The sequence below is a fragment of the Allobosea sp. Root483D1 genome (genome assembly GCF_001429505.1).
GTDB lineage: Bacteria > Pseudomonadota > Alphaproteobacteria > Rhizobiales > Beijerinckiaceae > Allobosea.
Map to the genome: position 1 here is coordinate 19,157 of NZ_LMJW01000014.1, position 10,020 is coordinate 29,176.

Annotated in this window: 12 protein-coding genes, 1 tRNA gene and 1 pseudogene; all 14 read right to left on the minus strand. The window is 66.7% G+C overall.

Features of this window, described 5'->3' with window-relative positions; genetic code table 11:
• Positions 1 to 341: 341 nt before the first annotated feature.
• Positions 342 to 1,040 (minus strand): 50S ribosomal protein L1, encoded by a 699-nt coding sequence (rplA, locus tag ASE66_RS12540; RefSeq protein WP_057189971.1) that lies wholly within the window; start codon positions 1,038 to 1,040, stop codon positions 342 to 344.
• Between the two features lie 13 nt (positions 1,041 to 1,053).
• Positions 1,054 to 1,485 carry a 50S ribosomal protein L11 gene (rplK, locus tag ASE66_RS12545; RefSeq protein ID WP_057189972.1) on the minus strand — a complete coding sequence of 144 codons (432 nt, stop codon included), beginning with the start codon at positions 1,483 to 1,485 and terminating at the stop codon, positions 1,054 to 1,056.
• Positions 1,486 to 1,640: 155 nt separating this feature from the next.
• The gene (locus ASE66_RS12550; RefSeq protein WP_057189973.1) at positions 1,641 to 2,057 is read right to left on the minus strand and encodes a ribbon-helix-helix domain-containing protein; all 417 of its coding nucleotides are present in this window, start codon (positions 2,055 to 2,057) and stop codon (positions 1,641 to 1,643) included.
• Positions 2,058 to 2,133: 76 nt separating this feature from the next.
• Positions 2,134 to 2,736 carry a DJ-1/PfpI family protein gene (locus tag ASE66_RS12555; protein ID WP_057189974.1) on the minus strand — a complete coding sequence of 201 codons (603 nt, stop codon included), beginning with the start codon at positions 2,734 to 2,736 and terminating at the stop codon, positions 2,134 to 2,136.
• 86 nt (positions 2,737 to 2,822) lie between these two features.
• The gene (locus tag ASE66_RS12560) at positions 2,823 to 3,353 is read right to left on the minus strand and encodes a cytochrome b (RefSeq protein ID WP_082613388.1); all 531 of its coding nucleotides are present in this window, start codon (positions 3,351 to 3,353) and stop codon (positions 2,823 to 2,825) included.
• Positions 3,350 to 4,948 carry a methyl-accepting chemotaxis protein gene (locus tag ASE66_RS12565; protein ID WP_082613389.1) on the minus strand — a complete coding sequence of 533 codons (1,599 nt, stop codon included), beginning with the start codon at positions 4,946 to 4,948 and terminating at the stop codon, positions 3,350 to 3,352. The genes ASE66_RS12560 and ASE66_RS12565 overlap by 4 nt, the downstream gene beginning before the upstream one ends.
• 126 nt (positions 4,949 to 5,074) lie before the next feature.
• Positions 5,075 to 5,608 (minus strand): transcription termination/antitermination protein NusG, encoded by a 534-nt coding sequence (gene nusG, locus ASE66_RS12570; protein ID WP_057189977.1) that lies wholly within the window; start codon positions 5,606 to 5,608, stop codon positions 5,075 to 5,077.
• Positions 5,609 to 5,623: 15 nt separating this feature from the next.
• The gene (gene secE / locus ASE66_RS12575; RefSeq protein WP_057189978.1) at positions 5,624 to 5,818 is read right to left on the minus strand and encodes a preprotein translocase subunit SecE; all 195 of its coding nucleotides are present in this window, start codon (positions 5,816 to 5,818) and stop codon (positions 5,624 to 5,626) included.
• Positions 5,819 to 5,973: 155 nt separating this feature from the next.
• Positions 5,974 to 6,705, minus strand: coding sequence for a class I SAM-dependent methyltransferase (locus ASE66_RS12580; RefSeq protein ID WP_057189979.1), 732 nt, complete (start codon positions 6,703 to 6,705; stop codon positions 5,974 to 5,976).
• Positions 6,706 to 6,724: 19 nt separating this feature from the next.
• Positions 6,725 to 6,800 (minus strand) — tRNA-Trp (locus ASE66_RS12585).
• Positions 6,801 to 7,025: 225 nt separating this feature from the next.
• On the minus strand, positions 7,026 to 8,153 hold the full coding sequence (locus tag ASE66_RS12590; protein ID WP_057189980.1) for an ABC transporter substrate-binding protein: 1,128 nt from the start codon (positions 8,151 to 8,153) through the stop codon (positions 7,026 to 7,028).
• Between the two features lie 120 nt (positions 8,154 to 8,273).
• Positions 8,274 to 8,951 (minus strand): GntR family transcriptional regulator, encoded by a 678-nt coding sequence (locus ASE66_RS12595; RefSeq protein WP_057189981.1) that lies wholly within the window; start codon positions 8,949 to 8,951, stop codon positions 8,274 to 8,276.
• Positions 8,944 to 9,780: an isocitrate lyase/PEP mutase family protein gene (locus ASE66_RS12600; protein WP_057189983.1), complete on the minus strand. Its 837-nt coding sequence runs from the start codon at positions 9,778 to 9,780 to the stop codon at positions 8,944 to 8,946. The genes ASE66_RS12595 and ASE66_RS12600 overlap by 8 nt, the downstream gene beginning before the upstream one ends.
• Before the next feature lie 140 nt (positions 9,781 to 9,920).
• Positions 9,921 to 10,020 (minus strand): annotated as a pseudogene (locus ASE66_RS31340) (elongation factor Tu); the annotation flags it as partial.

A 10,020-nucleotide genomic window follows, 5' to 3' on the forward strand; every position in this document is an offset into this window, starting at 1 on the left:
CGGCGCCCTTCGGCACCGGAAGAGTTCTTGCACCGTCTATGCAGGCCTCTTGGCGAAATTATGCCCTCGGGCCGGAGCCAAAGGCGCACCTGCAGTCTCAGACAGGACTGGATGCACGGCCTTCGGAGATCGCTCCCCTCGAACCGAAACACCCATTTCTTTGGTGGCGAGCACCAAAAAACGCGAAATGGACCCCCTCGTGCCAAGCACGCGGAAGCCCCGTCACTTATGGAAACACGGAGGAGGCTATAGACCCTCCCCCGGCTTCTGCCAAGTGGTAATCCCTGCGGCAAAGCGCAAGGCGGGGCTGCGGCCGCCGGGAAGGCGGCCGCAAAGCGCTATCAGCCGCCAAGGACCGTGTTCGGCTCGATCTTGACGCCCGGACCCATGGTCGAGGAGATCGCGACGCGCTGGATATAGGTGCCCTTGGCGCCGGCCGGCTTCGCCTTCGAAACCGAATCGACGAAGGCCTTGATGTTCTCGCCGAGCTTGTCGGCATCGAACGAGGCCTTGCCGACGGCCGCGTGGACGATGCCCGCCTTCTCGACGCGGAACTCGACCGAGCCGCCCTTCGAGGCGGCGACGGCGGCGGTCAGGTCCATGGTGACCGTGCCGACGCGCGGGTTCGGCATCAGGCCGCGCGGGCCCAGCACCTTACCGAGGCGGCCGACCAGGCCCATCATGTCCGGGGTCGCGATGCAGCGGTCGAAGTTGATTTCGCCCTTCTGCACGGTCTCGACCAGATCCTCGGCGCCGACGATGTCGGCCCCGGCCTTCTTGGCCTCTTCGGCCTTGGCGCCGCGGGCGAAGACGGCGACGCGCAGCGTGCGGCCCGAGCCGTTAGGCAGGTTGCAGACGCCGCGGACCATCTGGTCGGCGTGACGCGGATCGACACCGAGATTCATCGCGATCTCGACGGTCTCGTCGAACTTGGCGTTGGCGCGGGCCTTGACCATCGCGACGGCCTCGGCGAGCGGGTAGAGCTTGATACGGTCGACGCCTTCACGGCCCTTGACGACGCGTTTTCCGACATGTGCCATTGTCAGTTCCCCCTCAGCCCACGACTTCCAGGCCCATGGAACGGGCCGAGCCACGGATCATCGCCACCGCCGAATCGACGTTGTCGCAGTTGAGATCGGCCATCTTCTTCTCGGCGATCTCCTTGAGCTGAGCCGACGTGACCTTGCCGACATTGCCGCCCTTGCCCGGGGTCTTCGAACCCGAGGTCAGGCCAGCAGCCTTCTTCAGCCAGTACGAGACCGGCGGCTGCTTCATCTCGAAGGTGAAGGAGCGATCCTGATACGCGGTGATGATCACCGGGATCGGCATGCCCTTTTCCATCTGCGCGGTCTTCGCATTGAAGGCCTTGCAGAATTCCATAATGTTGAGGCCGCGCTGACCGAGCGCGGGACCGATCGGCGGCGACGGATTGGCGGCGCCCGCCGGAACCTGAAGCTTCACGTAACCCGTGATCTTCTTTGCCATGATGGCTGCTCCTGTCGCCTGCCCCGGTGCCGACCGGAACGACGACGCCCCGTCCGCGAGCTGCTATCGCTCCGGATCGGGGTGTTGCAGGGCGTGGTGCGGCGAGTACTTCCGGCTGGCTGACCGGCACGCCTCCCACGCATGTGAGGGGCGCCCTATGGCACAGGCTGGCCTGAAAGGGAAGCCCCGGGCGAGCCCACAAGCTGCGGATGGCGTGTCGCAGGCGCAAGACGCTGCGCCTCGCGTGCCAGGATGCCATCCGCATCGAGATCCCGGATCGGCCGATCGAGCTCGCGCGGCACATCGCCGGCGAGCTGCAGCATCAGATAGCGCCCGCAGCAGACGCGCAGGAACGAGGCGAAGTTCTCGCCGTCGCCATGGGTCTCGATCAGCTCGCCATGAAGCTTGGCGAGAAGCTGGCCGGAACTCATCCCGTCGCGCGCCGCGATCTCCTCGAGCACGCGCCAGTACAGGTTCTCGAGCCGGACGCTGGTCGAGAAGCCGTTGAGCCGCACCGATTTCAGGCGTGTCCGCCAGAGATCGGCATCGGCATTGATGAAGAGCCTGCACATGGCGCCCTCCCCGCGCGCAACCGTCGCGCATCATAGCGCGACGGTGGGCCAAAGCGACTTGCAATCCCGCATCGCCTCAGGCGGCCCGGCGCAGCTCGCCATGGCTGATGGTGGTGCCGAGCACCGCCAGGAACTGGGCGAGCCAGGCCGGATGCGCCGGCCAGGCAGGTGCGGTCACCAGATTGCGGTCGGTCGTCGCGGCATCGATGGCGATATCGGCATAGCGGCCGCCGGCCAACTCGACCTCGGGGCTGCAGGCCGGATAGGCCGAGCAGCTGCGGCCCTTCAGGACATCGGCAGCGGCGAGGATTTGCGCGCCATGGCAGATCGCGGCGACCGGCTTGTTGGCCTCGAAGAAGTGACGAACGATCGCAATCACCTGCTTGTTCAAGCGCAGGTATTCCGGCGCCCGTCCACCCGGCAGCACCAGCGCGTCATAGGCCGCCGCGTCGACATCGGCGAAGCTGGCGTTGAGCGCGAAATTGTGGCCGCGCTTTTCCGAATAGGTCTGCTGGCCCTCGAAGTCATGGATCGAGGTCGCGACGCTCTCGCCCTTCGTCTTGTCGGGACAGACCGCATCGACCTTGTGGCCGACTGCGAGCAGGGCCTGGAACGGCACCATGATCTCGTAGTCCTCGCCGAAGTCGCCGACGATCATCAGAATGCGCTTGCCGCTCATCATTATCCTCCCTGGCACCCGGTTGCGGGTTGCCTGGAAGGATAGGCGCGGCGGAGCCAGCGCGGGTGTTAACCGGTTAACACAGCTCAGTCGGCCTTGGAGCCGCGCGTCAGATAATCGCCGAGCGCCACGCCGATATGGACGACGACGAGCGCGATCAGGCCGAAGGCGAGCCAGGCATGGCTCGTCAGCAAGAGGTCGGCATGGCCCGCCTCCTGCGACCAGATCTCCGGCAGCGAAAGGCCGAAGAGCAGTTGCCGCGCCCCGAAGCTCGAGGTGCCGGCCCAGCCCAGCAGCGGCACGACCAGCAAGCCGAGATAGAGCAGCGCATGCACCGGCCGGCTCGCGGCGCCCTTCTGCCAGCGCCTCGTCAGATGCGCGAACAGGCGGTAGCCGATGCGCACCAGCACGAGGCAGAGCAGCACGGCGCCGGTGGTCTTGTGGCAGAGATGCAGGAGATCGGCGAGCGCCCCTTCGCCGAGTTGCTTCATCATCACGCCGGTGCCGAACAGCGCCAGCACCAGCGCCGCAGTCAGCCAATGGAGCACCTGCGCAACGAGCGGCAGCGGCAGCGCGGCGGTCGTGCCGGCTCCGGACTTCGGCATAGCCATGCTCATGCGCTCGCCTGCTCCCTGCGCCGGATGAAGCCGTCGACCGTCTGCCTGAGCTCGGCGGCCTGCCGGTCGAGATCGGCCGAGGCCGCAGTGACCGAGCCGGCGGTCTGGCGCCAGCTCGCCAGCGTGCCGGCGAGCTGCTCGACCTGCTCGGCGACGAGCCTGACATCGCCCGCCGTCCGCGTCGTCGTCTCGCTGATCGAGCGCGAGCCGACATCCTGGCGCGCGGTCAGCTCGGCGATCGAGAGCGCCGCCCTGTCGACCTTCTCGACCGAGGTCACCAGCGCTCCGACGCGCATGGTGATGCGCTGCGCCGCCACGTTGATCTGGTCGAGCCCCTTGCGGACATCGCCGGTCGCCTCGGCGGTGCGATGCGCGAGCTGCTTCACCTCGCCGGCGACGACGGCGAAGCCCCTGCCCGCCTCGCCGGCCCGGGCCGCCTCGATGGTCGCATTGAGCGCGAGCAGATTGGTCTGGCTGGCGACCGTCCCGATGATGTCGATGACCTGCACGATCTTGCCGACAGCCTCGCACAGGACGACCGTGTCGGCGGTGGCCTCGTCGACCAGCGCCTTCGCCGCATCCGCGACCTCGGAGGTACGCTGCGCCTCGCTCGCCGCCGTGGCGAGCAGCGACGACACCTCGGTGATCGCGCCGGCGACATGATCGACATGGCCGGAGACGCGCTGCGTCGACTGCGTCGCCGTGCCGGCCCGCTCGTCGACGACGCTGGAGAGCTGCGCGAACTCGCCGGCGGCCTGCGACAGCCGAGCGCCGTGCTGCTCCAGCGCCTGGGCGATCGCGGCGATCCGGTCCTGGAAAGCAGCATTGTGCGCCTGGGCGGCTTCCTGGCGCGCGACTTCGCCCGAGAGCGCGTTCACCCGCGCCTGGGAGGCCTCCTGTTCGGCCTGCAGCCCACGCTGACGCACCAGCAGGGCTCGGCCGAGCATGCCGATCTCGTCGCTGCGCCTGGCGAGCCTGTCGAGCCCGCGCTCGTCCTTGCGGTTATCCGCCAGGGCCCGCGCCATGTCGGCGATGGGGCGGACCAGCCAGCGATGCTCGAGCACCACGATGAAGACGAGGCTGAACAGACCGAGCAGCGAGAGCAGGACCTTGTTCTGATGGGCGCTCTCGACATGCTGCGACAGGCTCGCGCTCAGATGGCCGATCTCTTCGCCGAGACCGCGCCGCAGGGCCGAGCGCTTGTCGGCGATCACCCTGAGCTCGGCCCGGGCCGTGGGGATGTCGGCAGCCTCGCGCATCGCCATGGCGCGCACCGCGATCGCCTGCGTATCGGCCTTCAGCTTGCCTTCGAGCCGGGTGGCGATGTCCTCGGCCGCGATCGCCAGGACCTCGAGGTCGGACGGCTCCGCCCGCGTACCCGAAAAGATCGCGATGCTGATCCGCTCGAAGACCATCGTCGTCGCTTCGAGGCGCTGGGCGAGATCGCTCTGGGCCGCCAGCTTCTGCGTGAAGCCGTGGAGCTTGCGCGAGCCGACCAGTTCGGTCGCGACATAGAGGCACGACAGCGCGCCCAGCAGCACGCCCCACAGCGCCAAACGCTGCCCGACCGTCGCTTTGAATGTCCTGGGAAACATGCCCGCCCGCACCAGAAGCCGGCGCGGACATTGTCACACACGCCTGAAGGAGGCGTTAACTACGAAAGCACGCAAAAAGGGTGCCGTCTCCGGCACCCTTCGGCATTCCCGCAACCTGCCTGAGCCTCAGAGCTTCTCGACCTGGCTGTATTCGAGCTCGACCGGCGTGGCGCGGCCGAAGATCGAGACCGCGACCTTGAGGCGGGCGCGGGCGTGGTCGACATCCTCGACGACGCCGTTGAACGAGGCGAACGGGCCGTCGGCGACCTTCACCTGCTCGCCGACCTCGAAGACGATCGTCGGCTTCGGCCGCTCGATGCCCTCGGCGACCTGGCCCTTGATCCGCATCGCCTCATGCTCGGGGATCGGCATCGGCTTGGCCTTGTCGGCGCCGAGGAAGCCGGTGACCTTGGGCGTGTTCTTGATGAGGTGATAGACCTCGTCGGTCATCTCGCACTTCACCAGCACATAGCCCGGGAAGAACTTGCGCTCGGTGTCGACCTTGCGGCCGCGGCGGACCTCGACGACCTTTTCGGTCGGGACCAGCACTTCCTCGAACTTGTCGGCGAGATTGCGTTGCGCCGCCTGATCCTTGATCGACTGCGCGACCTTGTTCTCGAAGTTGGAATAGGCGTGGACGATGTACCAGCGGGTGCTCACGTTATTAGCTTCCGTTCAACGAGCGCCGAGGATGAGGCCGAGACCCCAGCGGATCACCGTGTCGGTGAAGAGGAAGAACAGGCTGGACATCAGCACCATCAGCAAAACCAGGCCGGTGGTGATCAGCGTCTCGCGGCGCGAGGGCCAGGTCACCTTGGCGGCTTCGCTGCGCACCTCCTGCAGGAACTGGAACGGATTCGTCTTCGCCATCGGGCTCGTCACCTCGGTTCCGGATCATCGCGTCGAAGCGGTGATTCGGCGGTCCTGAAAGATTCGCGGCGCGGGGCCCAGGGAGCCGCGCGCCGTCATTAAGGGCTTCTTACAACGCGATTGCCCGCTCGCCAAGCGGTTTTGAATCGAGCGGTTCAGGGTCGCTCCGCCGCGATCAGCAGGAAGGCCGGCCGCTCGCGCTCCCTGGCCCAGTCAGGCTCGGCCGCGATCTGCTCGGGCGTCGGCCCCCATTCCTCGACATGACGCAGTCTCAGGCCGAGCCCGATCAGCAGGTTGAGATAGCTCGCCAGCGTCCGGTGCTGCTTGACGACGCCCTCGGCCAGCCAGTCGGTGACGCGCCGGCCCTCGTCGAGATAGGCACCGACCGGCCAGACCGGCTGGCCCGATTCATCCTCGCCCCATCTCTGGTGGCGCGGCGCCGTCATGATCGGATGCTCGACCGAGAAGACGAAGCGCCCGCCCGGCTTCAGCGCCCGCGCGACGCGGCCGAACACGGACGGCAGGTCGACGAGATAGTGGAAGGCGAGCGAGGAGTAGATAAGGTCGAAGCGCTCGGCGGCGGGCTCGTAGATTTCCAGGTCAGCCTGCTCGTAGCGGACGCTTGTCGCGCTGGTCTCCGCCCTCGCCCGCGCCAGCATGCGCTCGGAGACGTCGACGCCAACGACCTCGGCCGCGCCCTCGCCGGCAACGAAGCGGCAGAACCAGCCGAACCCGCAGCCGAGATCGAGCACCGTGCTGCCAGCGAGCGGCGGCAACAGGGCGCGCAGCGCCGGCCATTCCGGCGCACCGTCGAGCCCGCGCAGCGAGCGCGGCAACTGGCTGTAGTTCTGGAAGAAGCCGACGTCGTCGTAGATGTTCTGGGTCATCGCAGATCGGACGAATGGCTGGCAGGGGCGGTAGGGCTCGAACCTACGACAACCGGTTTTGGAGACCGGTACTCTACCAACTGAGCTACACCCCTGTAGCGTCGGTTGCTTAGCCCGAACCTTGCGGCCTTTTCAAGTCGAAATCGCAACCGTCTCGTTCGAAGTTGACTCATATCCTCAGCCGGTCACGGCAAAGCCCGACAGATTCAGCATATTTCACTGAGGGCAGGTCACGAAAGAGTTGGTTCGGGACGCAACCGCACAACGACAAAGGGCGACGCTGCCGCCGCCCTTTGCGAACAATGACCCCGGCTAGGCGCCTACTTCGGCAGCCGGCCGATGATCTTCTGCTTGCCGTCGACCACCTCGGCCAGGAAACTCTCGCGCTGGACGTCGCCCTTCGCGTCGAAGGTCGTCTCCATCAGGATGCCGGGCTCCTCCTCCGGCTTGATCGTGGCGCCGTGCAGCGTCGCCGCGATCTTGGTCGGCTCGAACTTGCCGAGCTTCTCCGTCGCCCATTTCACCGCATGGACGGCCATATAGCCCTTGATGCCGTTATGGTCGGGCACGAATTTGAAGCGCGCTTCGAAGCGCTTGCCGAAGTCCTGCAGGGCCGGGATCGGCGCATCGATGGTCTGGCCGACATGGCCGCGCACGCCGTCGGCAGCCTTGCCGGCGAGCTCGATCACCTTCTGGCTCAGGATCGTGGTCTCGCCGATCACCGGCTTGCCGACATTCTGGTCGCGCATCGCCACCAATAGCCGGGCGCTCTCTTCCTCGTTCAGATAGACGAAGACGGCATCGGCATTGGCATTCTTGATCTTGATCGCATCGGCGGCGAAATCGGCCTGGCCCTGCTCGGTCGAGAGATCGACCGAGACCGCGATGTCGCGGCTCTTGAGCTCCTTCAGGATGGCTTCGTGCCCGCCCTTGCCGAAGTCGTTGTTGACCCAGACGACTGCGACCGACTTCGCCTTGACCTGATCCTTCAGATAGGCGGCGATCTTCGGCATCGCCGCCGACTGGCTGAGCGAGGTCCGGAAGATGAAGGGATTGCCCTGGGCGGTGTAGGCCGTGCCGTCGCCGGCGGCGAGCTGGGCGATCTCGGCGCGCTGCGCGATCTGCATCGAGGCCATGATCGAGCCGGTATAGACCGGCCCCAGCACCGCATGGGTGCCCTCGTCGATCGCGCGCTGAACCGCGGCGCGGGCATTGGCCGGGTTGGTCTGCGTGTCATAGGCGACGAGATCGATCTTGCGCCCGAGAATACCGCCCTTGGCGTTGATCTCCTCGACCGCGAGCTCGATACCGCTCTTCCAGTTGGTGCCGGCAGTTGCGCCCGGCCCGGACAATTCGGCGATGGTGACGAGCTTCACCTTGTCCTGCGCCAGGACCGGCGTGGCCGCCAGGGCGAGCGCCAGGGCAGCGGCTTTCAGGGCGATGTTCATGGGGCCTCCTCCCGAGGTGCGACGGCCATTACCGGCTCTCGCCCGGAAGCATAGTCTCTAGGACACTGTATGCAAGATGATTTGACGGGCCGCGCATACGCTAGCGGCTGCCCTGCTCGCTCAGACAGGATCGCCGCCGCTGCGCAGCACATCGGCATAGGCGTCCCAGGCCCGCATGATGTGCCGGTGCAGGATGGAATCGAGATCGGCCAGGCGCCCGGCGGCGAAAGCCTCGACCATCTGGTGATGCTCGGCCATGGAACGCTCCTGCTCGCCTTCCAGCGGCACCGAGAGATGCGTGCGCAGCGCCGCGACGCGGCCGGAGACGCCACGATAGGCATTGCCGAGATAGCGGTTGCCGCAATGCTGGAAGAAGACCTCGTGAAAGACGGTATCGGCCCGGGCATAGTCGTGACGCGTGCCGCCGGCCAGCGCCGCCTCCATCGCAGCGAGCGCATCGTTCATCGCAGCCAGCGCCGCCGCACGCGCCTTTGACATGCATTCGCGCAGGGCCTGCGTCTCCAGCATGTAGCGGAAGACGCAGAGCTCGGCGACATCCTCCTCGGTCGGCGCGAAGACGAAGGTGCCCTTCTTCGGCACGATCGTCACCAGCCCCTGCAATTGCAGCCGTGCCAGCGCCTCACGCACCGGCGTGCGGCTGACGCCCAGGGCCTCGCTCAGCGCCTCCTCCGACAAGCTCGCGCCGAAGCGCATCTCGGCATCGATGATCGCGTTGCGCAGGCGCTCCTCGACGATCGCGACCAGCGATTTCGGCTGCTCGACCCGCAGATCAGGCATAGTGCTCCCGCCCCAGGAAAGCCTCGTAGCTCGGCAGGTCGAGCATGGCCGGCTCCAGCCCGCGCGTCGTGCCGGAGCGCTTCAGTTCGCGGGCGAAAGCCGCCATCATGTGGGCATAGGCCAGCGTCGACGACACCGGGTAGCTCAGCACCTTGAAGCCGAGCCGCCCGAATTCATCAGCCGTCAGCGGCGGCACCCTGCCCTCGACATAGTTGAACATCAGCGGCGCCTCGATCTCGCGCAGCGCCCGCTTCATCTCATCCTCGGACTGCAGCATCTCCAGCAGCACGAGATCGGCGCCGGCCTCTGCATAGGCCTTGCCGCGCGCGATCGCCTCGTCGAGGCCGAGCGGCAGCCGCGCATCCGAGCGGCCGATGATCAGGAAATCGGGATCGCGCCGGGTCGCGACCGCGATCCGGATTTTCTCGGCCTGCTCCTCGCGCGTCACCAGCGCCAGCCCCTTCATGGCACCGCAGCGCTTGGGCGTCACCTGGTCCTCGAGATGGATCGCGGCGACGCCGGCAGCCTCGTATTCGGCGACGGTCCGGGCAACGTTGTTGAGGTTGCCATAGCCGGTGTCGGCATCGGCGATCAGTGGCACCGTGATCGCCGCGGCCAGGGCCCGGCCACGCGCCACCATCTCGGTCATGGTCAGGAGGCCGATATCGGGCGCGCCGATCAGGCTGGCGGAAAGGCCGTTGCCGGTCATGTAGACCGCCTCGAACCCGGCCTGCTCGATCGCCCGTGCGCCGATGGCGTCATGGCAGCCGGGCGCGACCACGAGGCCGGGCTGGCGCAGCCTGTCGGCAAGCGAATGGCGGGGACTCATCGCGATCTCCAGTCCGTATGCAAGATACAGGAAGCTGGCACGATCCTTTCGGCGATGCCAGTGCGCCGAAGCGATTGCCTTAAGGAAACGAAAAAGGGCGGCGTTGCCGCCGCCCTTTCCAAAATCGCTATGCGTGTCGATCAAGCAATGATCGAAGCGACAACACCTGCTCCAACCGTGCGTCCGCCTTCGCGGATGGCGAAGCGCAGCTTCTCTTCCATCGCGATCGGCACGATCAGG

Coding starts and splice junctions, on each gene's coding strand:
- rplA (WP_057189971.1), bottom strand. CDS start 1,040: ATGGCACATGTCGGAAAACGCGTCGTCAAGGGCCGTGAAGGCGTCGAC.
- rplK (WP_057189972.1), bottom strand. CDS start 1,485: ATGGCAAAGAAGATCACGGGTTACGTGAAGCTTCAGGTTCCGGCGGGC.
- ASE66_RS12550 (WP_057189973.1), bottom strand. CDS start 2,057: ATGTGCAGGCTCTTCATCAATGCCGATGCCGATCTCTGGCGGACACGC.
- ASE66_RS12555 (WP_057189974.1), bottom strand. CDS start 2,736: ATGAGCGGCAAGCGCATTCTGATGATCGTCGGCGACTTCGGCGAGGAC.
- ASE66_RS12560 (WP_082613388.1), bottom strand. CDS start 3,353: ATGAGCATGGCTATGCCGAAGTCCGGAGCCGGCACGACCGCCGCGCTG.
- ASE66_RS12565 (WP_082613389.1), bottom strand. CDS start 4,948: ATGTTTCCCAGGACATTCAAAGCGACGGTCGGGCAGCGTTTGGCGCTG.
- secE (WP_057189978.1), bottom strand. CDS start 5,818: ATGGCGAAGACGAATCCGTTCCAGTTCCTGCAGGAGGTGCGCAGCGAA.
- ASE66_RS12580 (WP_057189979.1), bottom strand. CDS start 6,705: ATGACCCAGAACATCTACGACGACGTCGGCTTCTTCCAGAACTACAGC.
- ASE66_RS12590 (WP_057189980.1), bottom strand. CDS start 8,153: ATGAACATCGCCCTGAAAGCCGCTGCCCTGGCGCTCGCCCTGGCGGCC.
- ASE66_RS12595 (WP_057189981.1), bottom strand. CDS start 8,951: ATGCCTGATCTGCGGGTCGAGCAGCCGAAATCGCTGGTCGCGATCGTC.
- ASE66_RS12600 (WP_057189983.1), bottom strand. CDS start 9,780: ATGAGTCCCCGCCATTCGCTTGCCGACAGGCTGCGCCAGCCCGGCCTC.